This window comes from Pseudomonas sp. DW-iso17 (assembly GCF_058725345.1).
Genome location: NZ_JBZXEA010000012.1, coordinates 83,670 through 108,882, shown reverse-complemented (window position 1 = coordinate 108,882; position 25,213 = coordinate 83,670). Strand labels below are relative to the sequence as shown.

Sequence of the window (25,213 nt, the reverse complement as noted above, 5' to 3'; positions counted from 1 at the left end):
GCTGCCGGGGGACAGGCCCAGCAAAACGCTCTTGCCCCACCACTCGGCACCTCGCTTAGGCTCGGTGTGCCCGACACAGGCTTGAATCCGTGGGCCGCCGCCACGCGCCATCCATGGCGCGGGGCGGCTAACCCGGCGTCCTGCCGGGTTACCCACGAATTCAAGCCTGCGTTCGGCCAGCGTGGTTTAACGGGGCGCCTGAGATCAAGATCAAAAGCAGATCAAGAGCGACTCGCTTCGCATCGTGGTTACCGTCTGCTGTTACAACCCACAAAGTTGTGTAGATACCTATGCTCATCGCAGGCAAGCCAGCTCGCACATTGGATCGCGGGGCATCAGTTATATCTGTGTCGGCTGCCAGGCCGTCACGGGAGCAAGCTCCCTCGCCACAGATTTAGCGTCGTGCCGAAGTTGTGTAGATACCTATGCTCATCGCAGGTAAGCCAGTTCCTACATTTTGAGTTGTGAATACATTCAAATGTGGGAGCTGGCTTGCCCGCGATGGCGCCCGCGAGGGCGGCGCTTATTTTGGTCCGAGAATCTTCACTAACTTATCCGGCGAAGGCGCCCCTTGCTGCTGCTGCAACCCACCCTTGTCATCCAGATAGAAGATCGCCGGCGTCGCCGACAACTCCAGTTCATCCATCAGCTTCATATTGGCATCAAGCTTGGCCTCGACCTCGGCCGGGATCTTTTCCAGCGCCTTGAGCTTGCTGCCCTTGCCGGCGGCTTCGTGTTCTTGCAGGGCTTTTTGCGGGTCTTTGGCGGCGAGCAGGGCGGCGGATTTGCCTGGGCTGTCTTCGCGGATGATGCCGACCATGATGTGGCGCAACTGCACCTTGCCGGCCTTCACCCACGGGCGGGCCTGTTCCCAGAACATGTTGCAGTACGGGCAGTTGGGGTCGCTGAACAGGTAGACGGTGCGCGGGGCGTTTTTATCGCCGTCCTGGATCCAGCTGCTGTTTTCCATCTTGGCCCAGACTTCCTTGGCCATCGGCGCGTACACCAGTTTTTCCAGGGGCGCGGTGCTCAGGTCATTGCCTTGGGCGTCGTACAGGTTGCCCGCGATCACGTGCTTGCCGTCGGCGGTCAGGTACAGGGCCATGCCACGGTTCTGGTACTGGGCGGCGTAGCCGGTGAGGCCGCTGGGGGCATCGAATTTGCCGATGATCTTGGCACCTTTGGCTTCGATCTGTTTGATCGGGGCCGGCAGGTCTTCGGCCTGGGCCAGCGTAGCGGCTAGCGTCAAAGGCAGCAGGGTCAGCAGGTGGCGGAGGCGAGGCATGTCGGTTTCCTTGTCGTGGTGTTGTCGAAGGGTTCCATGGCACGGGCCAGGCTGGCTTCGGAGAGTTCGCCCAAGTGGCTGTTGATCAGGCGCCCATCGGCTTGGTAGAACAACGTGGTCGGCAGCGCCATGGAACCCACAGCCTGGCCGAGGCGGCCGCTGGCGTCGAACAGCACGTTGTCGAGGTTCAAGCCCTGGGTGGCCAGGTAAGTGCTGACGCTTTGCATGCTTTCGGCCTGGTTGACGAACAGGAAGGTCACATCGGGGCGCATGCGCTGGGCGTTTTCCAGCACCGGCATTTCGCGTCGGCACGGCGGGCACCAGGTGGCCCAGAGGTTGATCACCAACGGGCCGCCTTGATAATCCGCCAGTTGCACCACCTCGCCATTGGCATTGCGCAGGGTGATGTCCGGCAGGCGTGTGCCTTTTTCGTACAGACTGAGGGACAGGCTGGTCATGCCCCAGAACAACAGGCCGGTGATCACCCCGGCGCTGAGCGGCTTGCGAAGGGCCGGGCGACGCCAGCCGTACGCCAGCGCGCCGAGGATCAGCGCGATGATCCCGGGCCAGGCGAGAAAGCCGCCGTCACGCAGGTCGACCATCTCCACCCAGTCGTTGCTGTAATAACTCCAATACATCAGCACAAAACTGACCCGGGCGGCGAGCAGGCCCAGCAGGAACAGGCTGAACAGCACCGACTCCGGGTTTTCGCCGCCGTGCTTGGCCACGCGCCAGCCCACCAGGGTGGCGAGAATCAGCGCGCTGATCAGCAGCAGGTGATTCAGGGCGATGGCGAAGGTGCCGATGGTGAGGGTCAGCATCAGAGAGCGTCCCGCGTCTGGGTCCAGCGTTGCAGGAAGGCGGCGGCGTCTACTTCCCCGGTGATGCGTTGGGCGCGGCGTTCTTCACCGTCCGGGCCGATCCACACGAAGCTCGGTGGCCCTGGCACTTTGTAGCGGCCCAGCAGCTCGCGGCTGGCGGCGTTGTCGGCGGTGACGTCCAGGCGCAGCAAGCGCACGTTTTTGAGCGCGTCCATCACCTCGGGTTTGCCGAACACCTGTTTTTCCATGATCTTGCACGACACGCACCAGTCGGCGTAATAGTCCAGCAGCACCCATTGGCCCTGGGCCTTGGCGCTGTCGAGTTGGCTTTGCAGTACGGCCGGGTCGTTGATCGTGGTGAAGGCATCGTGGGCGCTCGGTGCACCGGCGACCTTTGAGCCGCTGTAAACCTTCAAGGGTTGCCACAGCTCATCGCTGCCACCGGCCGCCCCCACCACCAGCACCGCGCCCCACAGGCCCAGCACCAGGGAACCGGCGCCGAATACCTTGGCCGCCAGGCCGGACTCACGGGCCAGCGTCAAGCCGCAGTACGCCATCACCAGCGCTAAGGCGCCCCACAGGCCGATCCACAGGCTGTCGCCGACTACCGGGCGAATCATCAGCACCGCGGTGCCCAGGAACAGGAAGCCGAAGATGCCCTTGAGCACGTTCATCCAGGTACCCGGCTTGGGCAGGAAGCGGTTGCCCACAGTGACCAACAGCAACAACGGAATGCCGATACCGATGCCCATGGCGAACAGGATCAGGCCGCCGTGCAGCGCATTGCCGCTTTGAGCGATATACAACAGGGCGCCGGCCAGGGGCGCGGTCATGCACGGCCCCACCAGCAGGCCGGACAATGCGCCGAGCACACCGGCACCCACCAGGCTGCCACCGCTTTGCTGGCGGCTGACGTTATCGAGGCGGTCGCGCAGGAAGGCGGGCAGTTGCAGTTCAAAGAAGCCGAACATCGGCAGGGCGAGCAGCACGAACAACGCCGCAAAGCTGCCAAGGATCCACGGGGTTTGCAGCAACGCCGCCAGGTTGGCGCCGAGCAACGCGGCCATCACCCCCAGGGCGGCATACACCAGCGCCATGCACACCACGTAACTGCCGGCCAGGGCAAAGCCACGGCGCGGGCTGGCGCCACTGCCCACCACCAGGCCGGCGAGGATCGGCAGCATCGGCAACGAGCAGGGCGCAAACGCCAACAGCAGGCCCAGGCCGAAGAACACCAGCAGGCTCCACCCCAGGCTGCGCTGTTGCAGGCCGCTGGCCAGGCTTTGGTCCTGGGCTTGCGCGGTCGCGGCGACGGCCGGGTTGCCGCCCAGGTCCACGGTGATCGACTGCGGCGGATAGCACAGACCCGCATCGGCGCAGCCCTGCCAGCCGAGCTTGACCTGGCCGGTGGTGCCGGCGGGGATCTTCACCTCCAGGCCCTGGCGATAGACTTGCTGCTCGCCAAAGAATTCGTCGCTATGGGCTTCACCCTCGGGCAGCACGGGTTTTTCGGCCAGGCCGTCGAACTTCATGCGTTGCTGGTACAGGTAATAACCGTCGGCAATCTGCCAAAACAGCTGGGTTTCGCCGCTCTCAAGACGTTCGGAGGTAAAGGCGAAGGCTTTGCCCACCGGGAGGAAGTCGGGTTTGGTTTCGAAGGGGCTGCCCGGCGCTGCCTGGGCGAATCCCGCGAACAACACCAGCAGAAAGGTAAACAGATGCCGCATGGTCAAGCCTTAGTTCGATGCAAGTGAGGCACACAATGTGTGGCGTTGATTAACCGATGATTAACCGCCGCTATTCTAGAGCGTAGGGATTATCCGGTGTTGCGAACTTTAGCGGCATAATGCGCGCTTAATCCGTGGCTTTTCTAATCGCGCCATCTTTTATGAAGGGTTAACCATGCACGTACTGGTCTGTGAAGACGACGAACTGATCGCCAGTGGCATCGTGGCCGGCCTGACTGCCCAGGGCTTCACCGTGGAGCGCGTGGCCACGGCCTCGGCTGCGCGGGCGATGCTCAAGGCCGCGGCCTTCGACATTATGGTGCTCGACCTTGGCCTGCCCGACGAAGACGGCCTCAAGCTGCTGCAACAACAGCGCAGCCAGGGGTTGGACATTCCGGTGCTGATCCTCACCGCGCGGGACTCGGTGACCAACCGCGTCGACGGCCTGCAAGCCGGCGCCGACGACTACCTGCTCAAGCCCTTCGACCTGCGTGAACTCGCTGCTCGCCTGCAAACCCTGCTGCGCCGTGTGGCGGGACGCAGCGTCAATCTGATCGAACATGGCCGCCTGGCCTACGACCCCAGCAGCCGCGAGACCTTCCTCGGCGGCCAGCCGGTAGATTTGTCCCGGCGTGAACAGGCGTTGTTGCAGGCGCTTTTGCACAACAAGGGCCGCGTACTGTCCAGCGAACAGCTCAAGGACAGCGTCTACGGCTTCAGCGACGAACTGGAAAGCAACGCCCTCAACGTGCATATCCACCACCTGCGGCGCAAGTTGGGCAATGGCATCGTCGAAACCGTCAGGGGGCTGGGCTATCGCCTGGGCACCGCTGATGGGGGAGAAAACACGCCGTGATGAGCTTGCGCCTGCGCCTGACGTTCAAGCTGGGCGCCGCTTTTGTACTGATCTGGGTGCTGGCGGCCGCCTGGATGCTCAACGATTTGCGCAACCAGATGATGTTTTCCCTCGACCAGCGCCTGGTGGCTTCGGCGCGCATGGTAGCCGGGCTCACCGAGCAGATGCCGGGCCTGGCCAGCGTCAGCGGTGGCGCGCATTTGCGTACCGAACAACTGAATGTGCCGGGCGGCATGGCCTGCCAGGTCAGTTCGTTGCGCGGCGAGATCCTGGCGCGCAGCCATACCACGCCGGAGGAAGGGCTGGAGTCGCGCCGCAGCGGTTTTCGCGACCAGATCATCGACGGCGTGGGCTGGCGCAGCTTTACCCTGTCCCGTGGCGACTTGCTGATCACCACCGCCGACCGCCAGGTGGAGCGTGAAGCCCTCAACCTGTCGATCCTGCTGGCGGCGTCGGTGCCGGTCGGTGTGGCATTGCTGGGCTGCCTGTGCCTGCTATGGCTGGGCATCGGCCAGAGCCTGGTGCCGCTCAACCGTATGCGGGATGCCTTGATGCGGCGCAGTGCCGATTCCCTGGAACCCTTGCAGATTCACCCGCTGCCCAGTGAACTCAAGCCGTTGCTCGACACCCAGAACCAACTGCTGCAGCGCATCGCCAAGACCATCGAGCGCGAACGTCGCCTGACCGGCGACGCCGCCCATGAGCTGCGCAGCCCGTTGACTGCGATCAAGACCCACCTGCAAGTCGCGCGCATGACCGAGGGCGCGGCCCGCGACCAGTCCCTGGCGCACGCCGAGGAGGGCGCCGACCGCTTGCATCGCACCCTGGAGCAACTGTTGTTGCTGGCGCGGGTGGAGGGCAGCCTGTCGTTTGACGATGGCCTGCAATCCAGTGCCGAGGAAGTCGCCCGGTTGGCGATCCAGGATGCCAACGCCGGTGACAATTCCCGTATCGATCTGATCCTGGCGCCGGCGCTTTCCCCTGTTCCAGTGGCAATGCCCGTTGGCCTTGCCGTCGCGGCCTTGCGTAACCTGCTGGACAACGCCTTGCGCCATACCCCCGCCGATACCCGCGTGGAACTGCAGGTGTTTTCTACCCCGGATAACGTGGTGTTCCGCGTGCGTGACCATGGCCAGCAGATCTCCAGCGAAGACCTGCAATACCTCACCCAACGCTTTTGGCGCAATGGCAGCAGCGAAGGTTGTGGCCTGGGCTTGGCGATTGTCCAGGCGATCGTGCAGCGTTGCTCCTGCTCGCTGCACTTCGACAGCCAGCCCGATGGTATGCGGGTCGACCTGGGCATGCCGTTGCGGCGCTGAGCTGCCCTTTTCACGTGGCAAATAATTACCGCCCGCCTGAGGCTCAAGTCTTCAGGATGGCGGTAATTTTTTTGTGCTTGAACGGGCCGAATGAGTCGGCCTGAATTGAAAAGGACTGTTCTTATGTTGGTGATCGACACCAGTTTCCCTGCCAGGGATTTCAACGACCGCCGCGGCGAATCCGTGCAGCAGGTGATTGTGCACTACACCGCAGCGCCCTTTGCTTCATCGCTACGCACCCTCACTCAAGAGGGCGTCAGCGCCCACTACCTGCTGCCCGACCCCGATGAGCCCAGCTACTGTGCTGCCGGTTATGAAGAGCTGCGCGTGTTTCGCCTGGTGGACGAGGGCCAGCGCGCCTGGCACGCCGGCGTGAGTTATTGGGCGGGGAAGGCGGATCTCAACAGCCGCTCGGTGGGCATTGAAATCGTCAACCTGGCGCGGGATGACGCGGGCGTCTTTACCTTTACGCAATACGCACCCGCGCAGATTGACCTACTGATTGCATTGCTTCGCGACCTGCTGGAGCGCTATCCGCAGGTCGGCCCTACTGACTGGCTCGGGCATTCGGACGTGGCCTACTGGCGCAAGAGCGATCCGGGGCCTCGGCTGCCCTGGCGTCTGCTGCATGAAGCCGGCATTGGGGCTTGGTTTGATGAGCAGACGCGGGCGATGTACCAGCGCCGCTTTTGTCTCGGCTTGCCGCCGGAGGTCGAGGTGGAGAGGGCGTTTCAGCGTTATGGGTATAAGCCGGCGCAGAATCGCCGGGCCTTTGAGCAGCGCACCCGGGCGTTCCAGATGCACTTTCGGCCACGGGATTATTGTGGATTCCTGGATGCAGAGACGTGCGCGATTCTTTATGCGCTGAATGAAAAATACCGCGGGCTTCGGAGCTGAGCGCTGTTCAAATGTGGAAGCTGGCTTGCCTGCGAAAGCGGTAGTGCAGTAACCGATGCAGCGACTGACACACTGCCTTCGTGAGCAAGCCCGCTCCCACATTTTAATCTCCCCACAATCGGTAAATATCCGACCAACTTCCTAAATCCCCGTGCACCTGAAGCGTCTCCACAACAGGAAATCCGTGCGCATGCCCTTGGGCCAGACGCCAACGGATCGGCAGTTTGGTCACGATCAACAGCGTATTGAGGGATCCAGAGATGTCAGTCGCTACCAGCCGTATCGAAGACGCCCCGGTGCAGGCCGCGGAAACGCTCTATCAGTTTGACGAAAGCCCGCTGCTGGCCCGCCAGCGCCAGCAGGAATCCAACGCCCGCAGCTACCCTCGGCGCATCCCCTTGGCGCTCAAGCGCGCCAAGGGCATCTACGTGGAGGACGTCGAGGGGCGTCGGTTCATCGATTGCCTGGCCGGCGCCGGAACCCTGGCGCTGGGGCATAACCACCCGGTGGTGATCCAGGCCATCCAGCAAGTGCTGAGCGACGAACTGCCCCTGCATACTCTGGACCTGACTACGCCGGTCAAGGATCAATTCGTGCAGGACCTGTTCGGTTTGCTCCCATCGGAACTGGCGCGAGAAGCGAAAATCCAGTTCTGCGGTCCCACCGGCACCGATGCGGTGGAAGCCGCGTTGAAGCTGGTGCGCACTGCCACCGGGCGCAGCACCGTGCTGTCGTTCCAGGGCGGCTATCACGGCATGAGCCAGGGCGCGCTGAGTTTGATGGGCAGCCTGGGGCCGAAGAAACCCTTGGGCGCCTTGCTCGGCAATGGCGTGCAATTCCTGCCATTCCCGTATGACTACCGTTGCCCGTTTGGGTTGGGTGGCGCCGAAGGTGTGCGGGTCAACCTGCATTATCTGGAAAATCTGCTCAACGATCCGGAAGCCGGCGTGTTGCTGCCAGCGGCGGTGATTGTCGAAGTGGTCCAGGGTGAGGGCGGTGTGATCCCGGCGGACCTCGACTGGCTGCGTGGCCTGCGCCGTATCACCGCGCAAGCGGGGGTGGCGCTGATCGTCGATGAGATCCAGAGCGGTTTTGGGCGTACCGGCAAAATGTTTGCCTTCGAACACGCCGGCATCATCCCGGACGTGGTGGTCATGTCCAAGGCGATTGGCGGCAGCCTGCCCCTGGCGGTGGTGGTGTATCGCGACTGGCTCGACACCTGGCTGCCGGGCGCCCATGCCGGGACCTTCCGCGGCAACCAGATGGCGATGGCGGCGGGCTCGGCGGTGATGCGCTACCTCAAGGATCACGACCTGGCGGGCCATGCGGCGGCCATGGGCGAGCGCCTGGGCGAACACCTGCGCATCCTGCAGCGCGACTTCCCGCATCTGGGGGATATCCGTGGGCGTGGGCTGATGCTGGGGGTGGAGCTGGTAGACCCGACTGGCACGCCGGATAGTCAGGGCCACCCACCGGTGCATCGCCAGTTGGCGCCGCTGGTGCAGCGCGAATGCCTCAAGCGCGGGCTGATCCTGGAACTGGGCGGGCGCCATGGCAGTGTGGTGCGTTTTCTGCCACCGCTGGTGATCACCGCTGGCGAAGTCGACCAGGTGGCCGAGATTTTCGGGCGCGCCTTGGCGGCGGCCGTGGCCAGCGTCTAATTTTCCAGGCCCTTGGTACGTTTCTACAGATATCAGTGCTGCGCGTGGTGCGCAGCCAGCCTTTGAGCGACGGAGAACAGCAATGACCTCAGTATTTGACCGCGACGACATCCTCTTTCAGGTAGTGGTCAACCATGAACAACAGTATTCGATCTGGCCCGACTATAAGGCCGTGCCGGAAGGCTGGCGCACCGTGGGCAAGAGCGGCATGAAGAAAGAATGCCTGGCCTACATCGAGGAAGTCTGGACCGATATGCGCCCGCTGAGCCTGCGCCAGAAAATGGACGGCGCGGCCCTCGCCAACTGATTCACCTGGGTTCAAATGTGGGAGGGGGCAAGCCCCCTCCCACATCAAGCATTACAGTGATGTGTGGGTGTAGAGGTAATCCGTCGCCAACGACGCCAGTGTCCTCACGCCCACCACCAACGCCGACTCATCCACAAAGAACCCAGGGTTGTGATTCGGCGCCGCCTTGCTCATGTCCTGGTCCCTTGGGGTCACCCCCAGGAAGACAAACAGCCCCGGCGCCTCCTTGGCATAGAACGAGAAGTCTTCGGCGCCACCCACCAACGGGCCTTGCACCACATCATCCTGAGCCGCCCAGCGCAGGCTCGGCAGCATTTTCTCGGTCAGCGCCGGATTGTTGATGGTGGGGTCGTACTTCTCGATGATCGTCACTTCGGCCTTGGCGCCACCGCTTTCGGCGATTTTCTCTACGGTCTGGCGCACATCCCCATGCAGCTTCTGGCGAATGCCGTAGTCGTAGGAGCGAATGGTGCCGCTCATGTCCACCGACTCGGGGATGATGTTATAGCGGGTGCCACCGTTGATGGTGCCGATGCTCACCACAGAGGGGAATGACGAAATATCGGTACGGCGGCTGACTACGGTCTGCAAGCCGACAATGGTTTGCGCGCCGACGGTGATCGGGTCGATACCGTCCCAGGGGCGGCCGGCGTGGGTCTGTTTGCCGAGGATCCTGATGCGCAGGTCATCGGAGCTGGCCAGGGTCGGGCCCGGGCGATAGGCGATTTGCCCGGCAGGCACACCGGCCCATACGTGCAGGCCAAACACCGCGTCAGGCTTGGGCGCTTTCATTACGCCTTCCTGCACCATCATCTTCGCACCCCAGGTGTTCTTGCCGTCGGGGATAAAGTCGCTGGGGCCTTCTTCGGCCGGTTGGAAATAAAACACCACGGTGCCGGGCAGCCGCTCGCGCATCCCGGTAAGAATCTTCGCAGTGCTCAGCAGGATAGCGGTATGGGCGTCGTGGCCGCAGGCGTGCATCACGTCGACTTCTTTGCCCAGGTAGGTGCCCTTGGCTTTGGAGGCGAAGGGCAGGTCGGCGACTTCCTTGACCGGCAGCGCATCCATGTCGGCGCGCAGGGCCACGGTCGGGCCGGGCAGGGCACCTTTCAAGATGGCGACGACGCCAGTGCGGGCCACCCCGGTCTTTACTTCAAGGCCGAGTTCGCGCAACTGTTTGGCGACCAACTCGGCGGTGCGGGTTTCGGTATTGCCCAGTTCCGGATGGGCGTGGATATCGCGGCGGGTTTCCAACAGGCTGGGTTCGAGGATTTTTGCCTGGGCGGCAATGGTTTCCCGGGCACTGTCCTGGCCGCTGCTGGCGGCGATCACTGCACTGCTCGCGACCGCGCCGAGCAGACCCAAAACCCATTGGTGTGTCAGACCGTTCATTCGCATACCAACCTCTCCTTGCCTATTGTTGTGGATCTTTCTCCTGCACGCTCCCGGCAGTCTGCACCTGCACGCTCAAGCGCGGTGTCGCCAGGTCAAGCCCGGCTTCATCCAGGTGCCGCTTGAGCGACAGGTTGAATGCCCGCGACACTTCCCACTGCTTGATCGGCGCGGTCTTGAAGCGTGCGCGCAGGATCGCGCTGCCGGACTCGAAGCTTTCCACGCCCTGGATCTCCAGCGGCGACCAGATATTGCGGCGTTGCAGCGGGTCGTTGCGCATGGCATGGCCGACCTCGCGCATCAGTTTGATCGCGTCGTCGATTTCCATGTTGTAAGGGATCGCCACCCGGAAGATGGCGTAGCCGAACTCGCGGGAGTAGTTCTTGATGCTCTTGATTTCGCTGAACGGGATGGTGTGCACGATGCCGTCGATATCGCGCAGGCGCACGGTACGGATGGTCAGGCCCTCTACGGTACCGAGGTGGCCGCCGACGTCCACGTAGTCGTCGATGGCCAGGGAGTCTTCGATGATGATGAACAACCCGGTGATCAAGTCGGCTACCAGCGATTGCGCACCAAAACCGATGGCGATACCGATCACGCCCGCACCGGCCAGCAGTGGCGTAACGTTCATGCCCATGTTCGCCAGCGCCACGATGGCGGCGATGATGAAGATGGTCACGAACAGCACGTTGCGGATCAGCGGCATCATGGTTTGCGCGCGGGCGTTGGCCAGGCCTTTGCGCGAGCGGGTCAGGGCGTGGTGAATCGCGGTGTCGCTGAGGATCCAGATCAGCCAGGCGAACAACAAGGTCCCACCGAGGCCGAACAGCTTCACGGCTATTTCATGGCCTTCACCTTCGGTAAAGCGAATCATCGACAGGCCCCAGACCCGCAGCCCCAGTTCGATAAATACCAGCCACACCACCAGGTGCACCAGGGTGTAGACAAAGCCTTTGAGGCGTTCGGAGTACAGCGCATGGCGCTTGTGCCCGCGGTGCGGCTTGAGGGCGTGGCGGCGCACCAGGCCGTTGATCACCATGCACAACACCAGCAACACCGTGCACAGCAGCGACTGGCGCAGGGCGGTGCTGGTGTCGCCGGCCGACAGGAAGGTGGCGAACAGTGAGATGCCCACCAGCAGAAGAGCCGGGATGTACCAGAAGGTGCCGATGATCGACAGGGTATCGGTGAGCGCTCGGCGGTTGAGGCGGCGCGACAGCGGTTGGTTGCGGATCAGGTGCGCAATCGGACGGCGGAACCGCAGGATAAACACCCCGGTGGACAACGCCGCCATGACATTGGCCACGGTCGCGGCGGTGTGGGCCAGATGCTGGCCGAGCGCGGCAACCAGGCGCGGGTCGCTCAAGGCTTCACCGAAGGCGGCAAAACTGCCGATCCACCACAGCGGGCGGAACGCCTGATGGCGCAGGATATACAGGGCACGGTGGCGGTGCGGGCCGTCGAGTACGGAGAAGGCAATCACGCAGATGGCCGAGAAACAGGTGCCGACCACCAAGGCATAGGCCAGCACCATGGCCAGGGATTTGCCCAGGGAGGAAGGCAGGGCGTAGCTCAGGTAAACCGTGATCACCAGGGCGATCAACCAGGGGCCCAGCTTGCGCAGGGCAAAGCGCAGCATGTCCCAAGTGCGCGGGTGCTGCGGCAGCTCTTCGGGCAGGCCGAAACGCTCGCGCACCCGATGGCTGAGCCAGATCAGCGCAGCGGCCAGCAGGCTCCACACAGCTAGGATCACAGCAAAACCGAAGATGATCGGCAGCCATTCGCTGGCCGGCAACATCAGGGCGGCGAGTTCATCCTTGGCCAGGTCGACTTCATTGGACCAGCGCCCCAACGGGCTGTCGGCGCCGGAAAACTGCTGCTCAAAGCCCGACAGCGTACTGCCGATCAACCCGAGTACGCCGAGTTCGGCGGCAGGCTGGGCCTTTTGCGTGGCGGCGCGCAGCTTCTTCAGGTCGCTGAGCAACTGGGTGCGTTGCTGGTCGTTTTCCAGGGTCTTGATCACTTCGTCCAGCGACTGCCCCAGGGGCACTTCCGCCTGGGGTTGGGTCTTGCTGGAGCCGCCCAGCATCCCGGGCAAGCCCACGGCTTGGGCGGGCATCACTGGCAGCAGCGTGAGCAGGGCGATCAGCAGGTAGCAGGGCAGGGCAAACAGACGGGAAAGCACGAGGCGGTCAACCTTGAAAACGACGAATTGACCGAGTGTACGAGGCCGCTATGCCCAATGCGAGCGCATTTGTCACTGCGCCAGTTTGGCGAGGATCTTGTAGAGCACGGTGCCGAGGATCAACAGCATGCCGATCCACATGCCAAACACGCCCAGAGGCTTGTCGCGAAAGTTGAAGCCGACCGCGAGCATGATCATGCCGATCAGGATGGGGATCAGCATGGCGTGGAATGAGGACATTGAGATCATGGCGAGGGGCGGCCTTGTCGGACTGGAAGTTCTGACAAGTCTAGGCCGGATTGGCAGAAGTGCAGTTGATGTGAGTCAGATAGCCTTATATCTGTTTGGAAACCCATCGCGGGCAAGCCCGCTCCCACACTGAAATGCATTCACAGATCAATGTGGGAGCGGGCTTGCCCGCGATGGGCGCGCCTCGGTCTCAGGGTAAGTCGCGGCTGGCGTAGAACGCCCCCAGCACCTTGACCAGATGCGCCAGGTCATGGCTGCCGCACAGCTCGCGGATCGAGTGCATGGCAAAGGTCGGCAAGCCGATGTCCACGGTGCGCACGCCCAGGTGGCTGGCAGTGATGGGGCCGATGGTCGAACCACAGCCCATGTCGCTGCGCACCACGAAGCTTTGCACCGGCACTTCCTGGGCCATGCACAGGTGGCGGAAGAACCCCGCGGTTTCGCTGTTGGTGGCGTAGCGCTGGTTGCTGTTGACCTTGATCACCGGGCCGGCGTTGAGTTTCGGGCCGTGGTTGGCGTCGTGTTTGTCGGCGTAGTTGGGGTGCACGCCGTGGGCGTTGTCTGCCGACACCAGCAGGGATTTCTGAATGGTGCGTACGAATTCTTCACCTTCGGGCAGCAGGCGACGCAGGGTCTGTTCCAGCATCGGGCCATCGGCACCGCAGGCCGAGCAGGAGCCGACTTCTTCGTGGTCGTTGCACACCAGCACGCAGGTTTCATCGGTGTCGCTGGAGAGCAAGGCTTGCAAGCCGGCGTAGCACGACAGCAGGTTGTCCAGGCGTGCACCGGCAATGAAGTCGCCATTGAGGCCGATCACGGCAGCACTTTGGGTGTCGTAGAAACTCAGCTCGTAGTCGAGCACCACATCGGCATTCAACCCATGCTCGCGGGCCAACTGTTCGGTGAGCACGGCGCGAAAGTCCACGCGTTCGTCACCGGCAAACTGCGCCAGGATCGGCGGCAGCTCGGTCTGGGCATTGATCGCCCAGCCCTGGTTGGCTTCACGGTTGAGGTGAATGGCCAGGTTGGGAATGATAGCGATCGGCAGCTTGAAGTCGATCAGTTGGCTCTCGACCTTGCCATCGCGACGGAAGGTGACACGCCCGGCCAGGGACAGGTCGCGGTCGAACCAGGGCGCCAGCAGCGCGCCGCCGTAGACTTCCACACCCAGTTGCCAGAAGCCGTGGCGTTGCAGCTCCGGCTGGGGCTTGACCCGCAGGCACGGGCTGTCGGTGTGGGCGCCGACCATGCGGATACCGTCCTGCAGCGGCGATTGGCGGCCGAGCTTGAAGGCGATGATCGAGGAATCGTTGCGGGTCACGTAGTAGCGACCGTTGGCCTCGGTGGCCCAGGTGTCGCGCTCGTCGAGACGCTGGTAGCCGGCGGCTTCCAGGCGCTGGGCCAGGGCGGCAGTGGCATGAAAAGGAGTAGGGGAGGCCTTGAGGAAGTCGATCAGGCCTTGATTCAACGCTTCGCGCATAAATAGCTCCAGACAGCAGTGGCGAGAGTTTACCGTATTGGCCAGATATTTGGAGTGAGCGTGCATGGCCGAGAACCACATCAAACCCTGTGGGAGCTGGCTTGCCTGCGATAGCGGTCTTTCTGTGCCAGATGTATTGGCTGGCACGCCGATATCGCAGGCAAGCCAGCTCCCACATTTGACCGCATCAGCCCTTCAAAAAGGCGCAGGGCACTCGAAGCGCAGGCGCTCGCCGCTTTGCGGATGGGTGAAGCTGAGCATGCTTGCATGCAGGCACAGGCGCGGCCAGGCGGCCAGGGCTTGTTCATGGGCGTACAGACCATCGCCCAGCAACGGATGCCCGATGGACAACATATGCACGCGCAACTGGTGCGAGCGCCCGGTGATGGGTGTCAGCTCTACGCGGCACCAGTCGCCGCAACGCTCCAGGACTTTCCAGAAGGTCAGTGCATGTTTGCCGAACTCATGGTCGACCACATGGCGGGGCTTGGTCGGCGGGTCGTAGCGCAGGGGCAGGTCAATGCTGCCGCTGTCCAGTGCCGGTTGGCCCCAGGCCAGGGCGGTGTAGGCCTTTTCGGTCTCGCGGTCGTGAAACTGGCGGGACAGTTCGCGGTGGGTGTCGGCGTCCCGGGCCAGCAGGATGATCCCCGACGTTTCCCAGTCCAGGCGATGGACGATGCGGGCTTCGGGGTAGCCGTTTTCCTGCAGGCGAGTGATCAGGCAGTCCTTGTTGTCGTCGGCGCGGCCAGGCACCGAGAGCAGCAGGGTCGGCTTGTTCACCACCAGGACAGCGTCGTCCTGATGCAGGATGTGGATATTGGACAGCGGCATTAAACAGCCTCGTAACAAACGCCAACGGCGGCTCCACTGACGGCCCCCTCACCCTGTAGGAGCGAGGGGGCCGTCAGTGGAGCCGCCGTGGCGACCGCCCGTTCGATCAACGATCGGGCAGGGTGATATTGAGTTCCAGAATCGAGCAGCTGCCGTCATTTTCCAAGGCGACATGCACGTCATCGTTGCCGATATTGACGTACTTGCGGATCACCTCGACCAGTTCCTTCTGCAAGGCTGGCAGGTAGTCCGGGGTGCTGCGTTGGCCGCGTTCGTGCGCCACGATGATCTGTAGACGCTCTTTCGCGACCGATGCGGTACTGGGTTTTTTGTTGGCGCGAAAGAAGTCGAGAAATTTCATTGTTTAGTTGCCTCCAAAGATACGCTCGAAGAATCCCTTCTTCTTGACATCGAGGAAGCGGTGTTCCACGGTCTTGCCCAGCAAGCGATCGACGGCATCGCTGTACGCCTGGCCGGCGTCGCTCTGGTCGTCGAGAATCACCGGTACGCCCTGGTTGGATGCCTTCAGCACGGCCTGGGATTCCGGAATCACGCCCAGCAGGGTCACGGCGAGGATTTCCTTCACGTCTTCAACACCCAGCATTTCGCCGTTGTTGACGCGCTCCGGGTTGTAGCGGGTGAGCAGCAGGTGCTCCTTGATCGGGTCCTGGCCTTCTTCGGCGCGCTTGGACTTGCTGGCCAACAGGCCGAGCATGCGGTCCGAGTCACGTACCGAGGAGACTTCCGGGTTGGTCACCACGATGGCTTCGTCGGCGAAGTACATCGCCAGGTGAGCACCGGTTTCGATACCAGCCGGGGAATCGCAGACCACGTATTCGAAGGTTTCCTTGAGCTCGGCGAGCACTTTGCCGACGCCCTCTTTGGTCAGCGCGTCTTTGTCACGGGTCTGGCTGGCAGCCAGCACGTACAGGTTCTCAAGGCGCTTGTCCTTGATCAGGGCCTGTTGCAGGTTGGCTTCGCCGTTCACCACGTTGACGAAGTCATACACCACGCGACGCTCGCAGCCCATGATCAGGTCAAGGTTACGCAGACCGACGTCGAAGTCGACGATGACTGTCTTGTGGCCGCGCAGAGCGAGGCCGGTACCGATAGCGGCGCTGGTGGTGGTCTTACCCACACCACCCTTGCCGGATGTAACCACGAGAATCTTGGCCAAGGTGTTTCACCCCTAAGGAAAAAGGACTTTCGGTCCCTGAAAAACATCTCTTGGAACTCGCCGCAGGCGGACAGCCTTTGCAGGAAAAAGACGGGGTTTCCATGGGGAAACACCAACTTCCAAAAAGTCCTACACAAGTCTTGCCGGTTTCGCTTTGCTATCAGAGTCTAGAGATGCTTGGAAAATGCGGCAGTATCCGTTAAAGACGGATGATGTTCAACACATCGCCCGACAGGTTGACCTGTACCGAAGCGCCCCACAGTGGATCGCGGCGCAAATCTTCGGAAACCTTGTACTGACCCGCGATGGAAACCAGCTCAGCGGTCAACTGCTGGCAAAAAATACGCGCCTTGGTATCACCCTTGATGCCGGCCAGGGCGCGTCCGCGCATCGGGCCGTATACATGGATGTTGCCATCGGCAAGAAGTTCCGCCCCCGGGCTGACCGAGGAGACCACCACAAGGTCGCCGCCTTGGGCGTAAATCTGCTGCCCGCCGCGTACCGGCGAAGTGATGATCTTTGTAGGCCTGATCGCAGGCTCCGGTGGTTTTTCCGGTTTTTTCTTTTCTTCGCCGACCAATGGTTCCAGAGGGCGCTCACGGGCGCCCGACGGTGGCAGTACTGGCAGTTCAATGGCGATGGCGGCGGCAATGTCTTCGATGCGGCTGGCGCGAATCGCCAGGGTGCGCAGGCCATGGGAACGGCATACGCGCATCAGGCCGGGCAAATCAATCACGCCCTGGCCGGCCGGCAGCTTGTCCAGCGCCAGCACCAGCGGGGCGTTGTTGAAGAAGTTTGGCGCCAGGGCGACCTTGGCGGCCAGTTGGCGGTCCAGGGCGTCGAGGTCATTGCGGGCCAGTTCCAGCACGGTAATGGCGAGCATGCTGCCTTTTAGCTGGAACACGGGATCTTGGTCTAGCGGTTCGGTTTGGCTCATGGTCGGCGAAAGCGGCTTGTCACGAAAAGTGTCGAGACTTATAACGAGAACACTCACTCGCCGCAAGCCGAGTCGAACCGTTGTAGAATGCGCGGCCCTTGTCTTTACCGGAATCTGTAATGGATCGCCCGCGTTTTCGAGCTGTATTTCTTCACCCGCGTTTTTGGCTGCTATGGCTGGGGCTCGGCCTGCTGTGGCTGGTCACTCAATTGCCGTATCGGGCGCTGTTGAACATTGGTCGCCTGCTGGGCGCGGGCATGTACCGCGTGGCGGGCGATCGTCGCCGTATTGCGGCGCGCAACCTTGAGCTGTGCTTCCCGGAAAAATCCGCCAAGGAACGTAAACGCCTGCTCAAGGAAAACTTCGCTTCCACCGGCATCGCCTTCTTTGAAATGGCCATGAGCTGGTGGTGGCCCAAGCCGCGCCTGGCGCGCCTGGCCCATGTCGAAGGGTTGGAGCACCTCACGCAGGCGCAGTTGGACGGCAAGGGCGTGATCCTCATGGCGCTGCACTTCACCACCCTGGAAATCGGCGCGGCGCTGCTGGGGCAGAAGCACACCATTGACGGCATGTACCGCGAACACGGCAACCCGCTGTTCGACTTTATCCAGCGCCGTGGTCGTGAACGCCACAACCTCGATTCCCTGGCCGTGGAGCGTGACGACGTGCGCGGCATGCTCAAGCTGCTGCGCGCCGGCCGGGCCATCTGGTACGCGCCAGACCAGGACTACGGCGCCAAGCAAAGCATCTTCGTGCCGTTGTTTGGCATCCAGGCTGCTACCGTCACCGCCACCAGCAAGTTCGCACGCCTGGGCAAGGCGCTGGTGGTGCCGTTTACCCAGGAGCGCCTGGCTGACGGTAGCGGGTACCGCCTGGTGATCCATGCGCCGCTGACCGACTTCCCGGGTGAAACCGACGAAATCGACTGCCTGCGCATCAACCAGTGGGTCGAAGCCTCGGTACGCGCATGCCCCGAGCAATACCTGTGGACCCACCGCCGCTTCAAGAGCCGACCGCCGGGTGAGCCCAAGTTGTACGAAAAGCGCCGTCGATAAGCCCAACCCTTTCTCACATGGAGTGACGCAATGCGCCCAGTTGAACCGGTCACAGGCTTGATTCTTTCCGGCGGCGGGGCGCGAGCGGCGTATCAGGTGGGGGTGCTGGCGGCGGTTGCCGAATTGCTGCCTGCGGGGGCAGCGAATCCTTTTCCGGTGATCGTCGGCACCTCGGCTGGTGCGATCAATGCGGTGAGCCTGGCCAGCGGCGCCAGTGATTTTTCGGCAGCCATCCAACGGCTGACGGCCTTCTGGCAGGGCTTTCGCAGCCATCAGGTGCTGCGCAGTGACTGGCCGGGGGTGATGCGCCAGGCCAGTCGTTTCCTGATCCATAGCCTGTTGGGCCTGGGTAGCCAGGTGCCGGTGGCGTTGCTCAACAGTTCGCCACTGCGCGACTTGTTACAAGAGCGCTTGAACCTGGACGGCATCGACGAGGCGATCCGTCGCCAGCATTTGCAGGCGGTGGCGGTGACGGCGTTTGGCTATGAGTCCGGGCAAGCGGTGACTTTCTATCAGGGCGGCGGCACCATCGATGCCTGGTTGCGTCATCGGCGTATCGGCGTGCCCACCCAATTGACGGTGGAGCACCTGCTGGCCAGTTCGGCGATCCCGCTGCTGTTTGCCCCGGTCAAGCTCGGTCAGGAGTATTTCGGCGACGGTGCGGTGCGCCAGTCCGCGCCCATCAGCCCGGCCTTGCACCTGGGCGCCAGTCGCGTGTTGGTGGTGGGGGTAAGCGGCAACCCACGGGGCAATGAACCTTCGGTGCAACGCACCTACACCGGCCAGCAACCGACCCTGGCGCAAATCGGTGGGCATATGCTCAACAGCACGTTCATTGACAGCCTGGAAAGCGATATCGAGCTGCTGGAGCGCTTGAATCAGTTCAGCCGTGTGGTGCCTGTGGATGCGGCGGTGCAGGGCCTGGCACCGGTAGAGGTGCTGGTGATTGCCCCCAGCCAGCCCATCGATGAAATCGCCGCACGACATCGCCAGGAGTTGCCGGCGGCGTTGCGTGTGTTTTTGCGCGGGCCGGGGGCGACCAAGACCAGCGGGGCAGGGGTGTTGAGTTATCTGTTGTTCGAGGCGGGGTATTGCAGCGAGTTGATCGAACTGGGGCGCAAGGATGCGCTGGCCAAGCGCGAAGAAATCACTCGTTTCCTCGGCCTGACGTCAAACTGAATGTGGGAGCTGGCTTGCCTGCGATAGCGGTATGCCAGCCAACACTGCTGGCACAGACACATCGCGATCGCAGGCAAGCCAGCTCCCACAGGGAACCGCGATCAACCTTTAGAAGTGGTATTTGACCAGGAAGCTTGCCGTGTCCTGGGTTGTCTTGAAGGCGCCGCTGTCTTCAATCCCGTACTTGTTCTTCCAGTAGTCGTATTCAAAACCCACATACAACTGCTTGTCGCCCCAATGCAGCGCCTTGCCCAAGTCGTATTTGACCTGCGGGTTGAAGTGCAGGTTGGCGTGATAAGTGCCGCGGGCGTTCTTGTCGTTATCCACCACCCAGTCCATGAAACCGTCGATCAGCACGTCGGAATTACCCACGGGAATGGTGTACGACCAGACCGGAGTGATCTGCCACACGCCGTCACCCGGGCGATTGCCCTCGGTCTGGCGCTGGTAGAAGTTCAACTGGAAGTAGTCGAAACCGGGGATGTTCAAGTCGAACGCCGGACCCAGCAGGTAGGACTCGTTATCGCCCTCGCCGAACTCATAGGTGAAGGCCAGCAGCACGTCCTTGATCGGGCCGAACGACAGGTCCTTGTCCAGGATCTTGCCGAACGACAAACGCGGGCTGAACTCGCCGTAGTAAGTATTCGGGCCGACATTGCCGTCTTCCTTGCCGTTGTAAAAGATACGGTCGAGGAAGAAGAAGTTGTCGCCGTACTTCCATGCGTCGGCATGTTCGAAGGTGACGGTTTGCTGGATCTGCGGGTTGACGGTAAAGCTCTTGCCCCACAGATAAGTCAGGCTGTTGTTTTGCCATTGCAACAAGTCACCGGCTACGGCCTGGCCACCGGCCAACAGTGATCCAGCCAGCATCAGGCCTTTGAACATAGGTTTCATTCGGTTGCTCCCGAGTTAAAATTTTATGGTTTTTCTTCTACGCAGGCGCTCTGGTGTGGCGCCTTTTGGTTCGCTGCAAAAATCGTCTGTTCGGTCAGCTTTGATGCTTTTAGCAAGAGCTGCGCCAAGGTGTTGAAAAAGCCAAAAAATCCCCGTCGGCTGCAGCGGATGCAGTCGAATTCAGGGGACTTTTGTGCACTTTGGCAGCAAACATCAGGCCGGGATAAGTTGGCCTTGAGGTCAGCTTTTACATTCGCTGTTTTTTTTTGAGTCGATTCGAGCGGGCGCGGAGAATACTGGCTCCCAGGCCTGGGCTCAAGTGCGCTGTAACAGAGCGCGAGGGGCAAGAATGGGGCGCGGCGTGTGGCCGGCCCCATGTCAAGGTTGTGCATGTGGGGGTTCCCTGTTTGTTGTTATTTTTGTACTAACAAAGGAATCAATGCGTATGTGCGACTTCGGGGCGCTCAGCGCCGCCGAGAATGTTGAACAGGATGTTCAGCGACAGCGCGCTGAGGGTGGCCATGGCGATGCCGCTGTGGGTAATCGGGCTCATCCACAACGGCAGTTGTGCGAAGAACTCCGGGCGTACCACGGGGATCAGGCCCATGCCGATGCTCACCGCCACCAGCAACTGGTTACGGCGGTCGGCGATGTCGGCTTCCTGCAGAATCTTGATCCCGGTTGCCGCCACCATCCCGAACATCGCAATCGCCGCGCCGCCGAGTACCGCAGGTGGAATCGATGCCACCAGATAGGCCGCCTTGGGTAACAGGCTGAGCACGATCAAGAACGCGCCGGCCATGAGCGTGACCGAGCGGCAGCGCACGCCGGTCATCTGCACCAGGCCGATATTCTGCGCGAAGGAGGAGTGGGTAAAGGTGTTGAAGAAGCCGGCAAAGAACGACGCGCCGGCATCACACAACAGGCCGCGTCGCAGCATCTTCGGCGTGACCTCCTGGCCGGTGATCTTGCCCAGGGCGAGGAACATGCCGGTGGACTCGACAAAAATGATCACCACCACCAGGCACATCGACAGGATCGGTGCCAACTCGAACGTGGGCATGCCAAAGTGCAACGGCGTCACCACCTGCACCCACGGCGCCTGGGCCAGGCCACTGAGGTCGACCATGCCGATCACACCACACAGGGCGTAACCCAGGCCCATGCCGATCAGCACCGAGATGTTCACCCAGAAGCCGCGCATGAAGCGGTTGATCAGCAAGATAGTGCCCAGCACCAGGGCGGCAATCGCCAGGTAGACCGGCGAGCCAAACGTGGCGGCGGCGCTGCCTCCGCCGGCCCAGTTCACCGCCACGGGAAACAGCGAAAGGCCGATGGCGGTGATCACCGTGCCGGTCACCAGCGGCGGGAAAAAGCGCACTACCTTGGACATGAACGGTGCGATAAGCATGCCGAAGAACCCGGCGGCGATGGTCGCGCCGAAGATGCCCTGCAAACCGATGCCGGGCATGCCGGCCATGGCGACCATGCTGCCCACGGCGGCAAAACTGGCGCCCATCATCACCGGCATGCGGATGCCCATGGGGCCGATGCCGAACGACTGCACCATGGTGGCGATACCAGCCACCAGCAGGTCGGCGTTGATCAGAAAGGCGATTTCTTCACGGCTCAAGCCGGCGGCCTGGCCAATGATCAGGGGCACGGCGACGGCACCGCCGTACATCAGCAAGACGTGTTGCAGGCCTACCAGGATCAATTGCAAGAGGGGCAGCCGCACCATGGCGGGCGCGGCAGGAGTCTGCGTTTCTAACTGGGACATGCAACACCTCGAATCTTTTTATTTTTGTGTTGTTTGGCATTCAATTGCCGGATGAAACTTAATCTTCAAACCATCACTGATCTCCCTTGTGGGAGCTGGCTTGCCTGCGATGGCGGTGTGTCAGTCACCGAAAATGTTGGTGATCTGCCGCTATCGCAGGCAAGCCAGCTCCCACATTGGTCCTGTGTGAAACAGTCAGTTGGTGCGGGCCCCCTGATTGATCCAGGTGCCAATCAAATCCCTTTCCTGCTGGGTCATCTGGGTAATGTTGCCCAGCGGCATGATCTGGCTGGCCACGGCCTGCGCTTGAATGCGCGCCGCCTGCTGCTGGATCTGTGCCGGTGTGTCGAACATCACCCCAGCCGGAGCGGTGCTGAACAGCGGGCTGGTGGGCTTGGCCGAATGGCACACGGTGCAGCGTTGCTCGATCACGTGGTGCACCTGACCGAAGTCCGTGGTGGCCTGGGCTGGTGCCGGTTCAGCGGCGGGTGCGGCAGGCGCGGCGGGTTTCAAGCCACCGCCCAAGGCGGTTTCCGGCAGCGGCTGATACTCAATCGCCGCCGGTGCCTTGGCAATCGGTTCAGCCGGCTTGGGCCCGGTCACGTAGGCCAGGCTGATCATTGCCAACGCGCCCACCGGCAAGGTCCACGCATACTTCTGGCTGTCATGCCGGGTGTTGAAGTAATGGCGCACCAACACTGCTGCCACCGCGATCCCGGCCAGGATCAGCCAGTTGTATTGGCTGCCATAGGTGCTCGGGAAGTGGTTGCTGATCATGATGAACAGCACCGGCAAGGTGAAGTAGTTGTTATGCCGTGAGCGCAGCAAACCCTTGGCCGGCAGCGCCGGGTCCGGTGTGCGGTTCTCGGCGATGGCCGCCACCAGCGCACGCTGGGCGGGCATGATGATGCGGAACACGTTACCGACCATGATCGTGCCGATCACCGCGCCCACATGCAGGTAGGCGCCACGGCCGCTGAACACCTTGCTGAAGCCGTAGGCCGCCGCAATCAACAGCACAAACAGGATCAAGCCGAGCAGGGCAGGGCGTTTGCCCAGGGCCGAATCGCACAGGAAGGAGTAGATAAACCAGCCGGCGAACAGTGAACCGATGCCCAGCAATACGCCTTCGGTGCCGCTGAGGCTGCTGCCGGGGGCGAGCAAGTACAGCGTCGGGTTGAGGTAGAACACCACGCACAGCAGCGCGACGCCTGACATCCAGGTGAAATAGGCTTCCCATTTGAACCAGTGCAGGTTGTCCGGCATGGTCGGCGGGGCCAGTTTGTATTTTTCCAGGTGGTAGATACCGCCACCGTGGATCGCCCACAAGTCACCGGCCAGGCCGTTCTTGGGGTTGACGCGATTAAGGTTGTTTTCCAGCCAGACGAAGTAGAAAGAAGCGCCGATCCAGGCGACGCCAGTGATCATGTGAACCCAGCGCACGCTCAGGTTCAGCCATTCCAACAGATGTGCTTCCACAGTCTTTACCTCTCGCCTGTCACCCTTGTTGTCGGGTGATCAGACCTTCTCTTATTGGTGGGGGGCGAGGATCAAACGCTCATCCTCTTTGAAAAAATGCTCATCGCAGTTATTGCCTGTGCCACTGCGATCAACCACCAGGAAGTCATCCCGCTTTTCGATCGTCAGCACCGGGTGGTGCCAGACGCCGCGATGGTAATTAATGCCCTGCCTGCCGTTGGTGACGAAGGCGCGGACCAAGCCCGATACAGGTTCATCGCCAAGTGGCGCGACCACGATCAGAAAGGGGTTGCCGAGCAGCGGAATGAAAGCCTGGCTGCCCAGCGGGTGTCTCTCCAGCATGCACACGGTCAGCGGCATGTCCTGCGCGTCGGCGCGGAAGATGCTGATGATGGCGTGGTCTTCCGGCTTCGCGGTGTCGACCGTGGCCAGTTTGTGAAAGCGCATGGTCGACCCGTTGTTGATCATGAAGTGATCGCTGCCATCGGTTTCGATAACGTCTCCGAAAGGGGCGAAGGCTTCTTTGGTCAGGGGTTCGATCATCAGTGTGCGCATGGCTGTCTTCTTATCTTGTCTATAGATCGTTCCCACGCTCTGCGTGGGAACGCTGCCCTGGACGCTCTGCGTCCGCTGTGTGACGCGGAGCGTCACGGGATGCGTCCCCACGCAGAGCGTGGGGACGATCGGGTGTTATTTCGAGACTTTGCCCAGGACACGCAGGCGACTCACACCACCATCCGGGAACACATTCAGGCGGATGTGGGTAATCGGCCCCAGCGCCTTGATCTGCTCGGCGAAGGTGTGTTCGGCGTGCATTTCCAGCTTCTGCGCCGGCAGCAGTTCGCGCCAGAACAGCGACTGGGTTTCGATCTGGCTGTCGGTGCCGCCTTTCACGAAAGCGCCCTGGATCGAGCAGGTATCCGGGTAGTTGCCCTTGAAGTGCAGGGTGTCGACCACGATTTTCTCGATCTCGCCCGGGTGGCCCAAGGCGACGATCACCCAGTCATTGCCCGGTGTACGACGACGCGCGGTTTCCCAGCCATCGCCCATGTTGATGCCACGGCCCGGGTTGAGGATGTTGCTCATGCGGCCGAAGTGTTCATCGGAGCAGGCCAGGGCACGACCGCCATTGAGCGCGGCAGCCAGGTCGACCTGTTCGTTGTCGCCCACCGAAGACCAGTCGCGGAACGGCACGCCGTACACACGCAGACGGGCCACGCCGCCATCCGGGTAGATGTTGAAGCGCAGGTGGCTGAACGCCTGGTCGTTGTTGATCTCGTGGTAGTGGTGGCTGTTGCCTTGCAGCTCGACGGCTGACAGCACTTCCACCCACTGGGTGTTGGCATCCGGCTCGCCCGAGGCCAGGAAGCAGGCTTCCAGGGAAGCCGACGGCGGGAAGTTGCCGGTGAAGAATGAAGTGTCGATGTCCACGCCTTTGATCGAACCCGGCACGCCCAGGCGGATCACCGCACTGTCGTAGCCTTCGAAGCGCTTGCGGCGTGACTCCCAGCCGTCCATCCACTTGCCGTTGTCATCGAAAACGCCCTCCTTCCACACGGCCGGGGTCGGCTGGAACAGGCGGTTGGCGTCAGCGAACCAGTCATCGGTCACCGAGATGATCTTGGTGCCCAGGCGGGCGTCGGCCAGGTTGACGAACTTTTCGAAAGGTACGGCGTAAGCTTTCATTCTTCTTGTCTGC

Annotated in this window: 24 protein-coding genes; 7 read left to right on the top strand and 17 right to left on the bottom strand. The window is 62.0% G+C overall.

All coding sequences use genetic code 11. The annotated features are described in order from the left end of the window. Nucleotides 1–523 precede the first annotated feature (523 nt). The 3 genes from dsbG to dsbD are packed head-to-tail and all read right to left on the bottom strand — an operon-like array spanning nucleotide 524 to nucleotide 3,833. The gene (gene dsbG / locus AC4PS6_RS12155) at nucleotides 524–1,285 is read right to left on the bottom strand and encodes a thiol:disulfide interchange protein DsbG (protein WP_020302229.1); all 762 of its coding nucleotides are present in this window, start codon (nucleotides 1,283–1,285) and stop codon (nucleotides 524–526) included. Beyond that, nucleotides 1,261–2,106 (bottom strand): TlpA disulfide reductase family protein, encoded by an 846-nt coding sequence (locus AC4PS6_RS12150; RefSeq protein WP_020302230.1) that lies wholly within the window; start codon nucleotides 2,104–2,106, stop codon nucleotides 1,261–1,263. The genes dsbG and AC4PS6_RS12150 overlap by 25 nt, the downstream gene beginning before the upstream one ends. Further along, the gene (dsbD, locus tag AC4PS6_RS12145) at nucleotides 2,106–3,833 is read right to left on the bottom strand and encodes a protein-disulfide reductase DsbD (protein ID WP_336827299.1); all 1,728 of its coding nucleotides are present in this window, start codon (nucleotides 3,831–3,833) and stop codon (nucleotides 2,106–2,108) included. The genes AC4PS6_RS12150 and dsbD overlap by 1 nt, the downstream gene beginning before the upstream one ends. Before the next feature lie 175 nt (nucleotides 3,834–4,008). Here dsbD and AC4PS6_RS12140 point away from each other — a divergent pair, with 175 nt between their 5' ends. The 5 genes from AC4PS6_RS12140 to AC4PS6_RS12120 all read left to right on the top strand — a co-directional run bounded on the left by AC4PS6_RS12140 (nucleotide 4,009) and on the right by AC4PS6_RS12120 (nucleotide 8,873). Beyond that, nucleotides 4,009–4,689 carry a response regulator gene (locus AC4PS6_RS12140; protein WP_014719307.1) on the top strand — a complete coding sequence of 227 codons (681 nt, stop codon included), beginning with the start codon at nucleotides 4,009–4,011 and terminating at the stop codon, nucleotides 4,687–4,689. After that, nucleotides 4,689–6,008 carry an ATP-binding protein gene (locus tag AC4PS6_RS12135; RefSeq protein ID WP_198833572.1) on the top strand — a complete coding sequence of 440 codons (1,320 nt, stop codon included), beginning with the start codon at nucleotides 4,689–4,691 and terminating at the stop codon, nucleotides 6,006–6,008. Before AC4PS6_RS12140 ends, AC4PS6_RS12135 begins: the two co-directional genes overlap by 1 nt. A gap of 123 nt (nucleotides 6,009–6,131) precedes the next feature. Next, entirely contained in the window at nucleotides 6,132–6,905 is a 774-nt protein-coding gene (locus tag AC4PS6_RS12130; protein ID WP_020302233.1) for an N-acetylmuramoyl-L-alanine amidase, read from the top strand. A gap of 260 nt (nucleotides 6,906–7,165) precedes the next feature. Beyond that, nucleotides 7,166–8,566, top strand: a complete 1,401-nt coding sequence (locus AC4PS6_RS12125) for an aspartate aminotransferase family protein (RefSeq protein WP_003192849.1) — start codon at nucleotides 7,166–7,168, stop codon at nucleotides 8,564–8,566. A gap of 82 nt (nucleotides 8,567–8,648) precedes the next feature. Further along, complete coding sequence (locus AC4PS6_RS12120) at nucleotides 8,649–8,873, top strand: MbtH family protein (RefSeq protein WP_019818614.1); 225 nt, start codon at nucleotides 8,649–8,651, stop codon at nucleotides 8,871–8,873. 51 nt (nucleotides 8,874–8,924) lie between these two features. Here AC4PS6_RS12120 and AC4PS6_RS12115 read toward each other — a convergent pair whose 3' ends face one another. The 8 genes from AC4PS6_RS12115 to minC form a co-directional block, all read right to left on the bottom strand. Continuing rightward, nucleotides 8,925–10,271 (bottom strand): amidohydrolase, encoded by a 1,347-nt coding sequence (locus tag AC4PS6_RS12115; RefSeq protein ID WP_014719303.1) that lies wholly within the window; start codon nucleotides 10,269–10,271, stop codon nucleotides 8,925–8,927. A gap of 16 nt (nucleotides 10,272–10,287) precedes the next feature. Next, on the bottom strand, nucleotides 10,288–12,453 hold the full coding sequence (locus tag AC4PS6_RS12110; protein ID WP_019818612.1) for a mechanosensitive ion channel family protein: 2,166 nt from the start codon (nucleotides 12,451–12,453) through the stop codon (nucleotides 10,288–10,290). Nucleotides 12,454–12,525: 72 nt separating this feature from the next. Next, nucleotides 12,526–12,693 (bottom strand): hypothetical protein, encoded by a 168-nt coding sequence (locus tag AC4PS6_RS12105; protein ID WP_014719301.1) that lies wholly within the window; start codon nucleotides 12,691–12,693, stop codon nucleotides 12,526–12,528. A 199-nt stretch (nucleotides 12,694–12,892) separates the two neighbouring features. Next, a complete protein-coding gene (locus AC4PS6_RS12100) occupies nucleotides 12,893–14,182 on the bottom strand; it encodes a M18 family aminopeptidase (protein ID WP_014719300.1) in 1,290 nt (429 codons plus the stop codon). A 195-nt stretch (nucleotides 14,183–14,377) separates the two neighbouring features. Continuing rightward, the gene (locus AC4PS6_RS12095) at nucleotides 14,378–15,013 is read right to left on the bottom strand and encodes an RluA family pseudouridine synthase (protein WP_003192838.1); all 636 of its coding nucleotides are present in this window, start codon (nucleotides 15,011–15,013) and stop codon (nucleotides 14,378–14,380) included. A gap of 106 nt (nucleotides 15,014–15,119) precedes the next feature. Next, on the bottom strand, nucleotides 15,120–15,374 hold the full coding sequence (minE, locus tag AC4PS6_RS12090) for a cell division topological specificity factor MinE (RefSeq protein ID WP_003175252.1): 255 nt from the start codon (nucleotides 15,372–15,374) through the stop codon (nucleotides 15,120–15,122). 3 nt (nucleotides 15,375–15,377) lie between these two features. Further along, nucleotides 15,378–16,190, bottom strand: a complete 813-nt coding sequence (gene minD, locus AC4PS6_RS12085; RefSeq protein ID WP_003192835.1) for a septum site-determining protein MinD — start codon at nucleotides 16,188–16,190, stop codon at nucleotides 15,378–15,380. 199 nt (nucleotides 16,191–16,389) lie between these two features. Beyond that, the gene (gene minC / locus AC4PS6_RS12080; protein ID WP_014719299.1) at nucleotides 16,390–17,127 is read right to left on the bottom strand and encodes a septum site-determining protein MinC; all 738 of its coding nucleotides are present in this window, start codon (nucleotides 17,125–17,127) and stop codon (nucleotides 16,390–16,392) included. 119 nt (nucleotides 17,128–17,246) lie between these two features. On the opposite strand from minC, the gene AC4PS6_RS12075 reads away from it, so the two are divergent. Next, on the top strand, nucleotides 17,247–18,182 hold the full coding sequence (locus AC4PS6_RS12075; RefSeq protein WP_019818602.1) for a lipid A biosynthesis lauroyl acyltransferase: 936 nt from the start codon (nucleotides 17,247–17,249) through the stop codon (nucleotides 18,180–18,182). A 30-nt stretch (nucleotides 18,183–18,212) separates the two neighbouring features. Next, entirely contained in the window at nucleotides 18,213–19,361 is a 1,149-nt protein-coding gene (locus AC4PS6_RS12070) for a patatin-like phospholipase family protein (RefSeq protein ID WP_336827300.1), read from the top strand. A gap of 108 nt (nucleotides 19,362–19,469) precedes the next feature. On the opposite strand, the gene AC4PS6_RS12065 is transcribed toward AC4PS6_RS12070, so the two are convergent. The 6 genes from AC4PS6_RS12065 to alc form a co-directional block, all read right to left on the bottom strand. Then, on the bottom strand, nucleotides 19,470–20,255 hold the full coding sequence (locus tag AC4PS6_RS12065) for an outer membrane protein OmpK (protein ID WP_003192827.1): 786 nt from the start codon (nucleotides 20,253–20,255) through the stop codon (nucleotides 19,470–19,472). Nucleotides 20,256–20,278: 23 nt separating this feature from the next. Continuing rightward, the gene (locus AC4PS6_RS12060; RefSeq protein WP_130175205.1) at nucleotides 20,279–20,647 is read right to left on the bottom strand and encodes a hypothetical protein; all 369 of its coding nucleotides are present in this window, start codon (nucleotides 20,645–20,647) and stop codon (nucleotides 20,279–20,281) included. 44 nt (nucleotides 20,648–20,691) lie between these two features. Continuing rightward, nucleotides 20,692–22,035 (bottom strand): nucleobase:cation symporter-2 family protein, encoded by a 1,344-nt coding sequence (locus tag AC4PS6_RS12055; protein ID WP_014719296.1) that lies wholly within the window; start codon nucleotides 22,033–22,035, stop codon nucleotides 20,692–20,694. 195 nt (nucleotides 22,036–22,230) lie between these two features. Then, nucleotides 22,231–23,514, bottom strand: coding sequence for a urate hydroxylase PuuD (locus AC4PS6_RS12050; RefSeq protein WP_003192825.1), 1,284 nt, complete (start codon nucleotides 23,512–23,514; stop codon nucleotides 22,231–22,233). Between the two features lie 51 nt (nucleotides 23,515–23,565). Next, nucleotides 23,566–24,069 (bottom strand): ureidoglycolate lyase, encoded by a 504-nt coding sequence (locus AC4PS6_RS12045; RefSeq protein ID WP_014719295.1) that lies wholly within the window; start codon nucleotides 24,067–24,069, stop codon nucleotides 23,566–23,568. Nucleotides 24,070–24,204: 135 nt separating this feature from the next. Beyond that, a complete protein-coding gene (alc, locus tag AC4PS6_RS12040; protein WP_014719294.1) occupies nucleotides 24,205–25,200 on the bottom strand; it encodes an allantoicase in 996 nt (331 codons plus the stop codon). Nucleotides 25,201–25,213 lie beyond the last annotated feature (13 nt).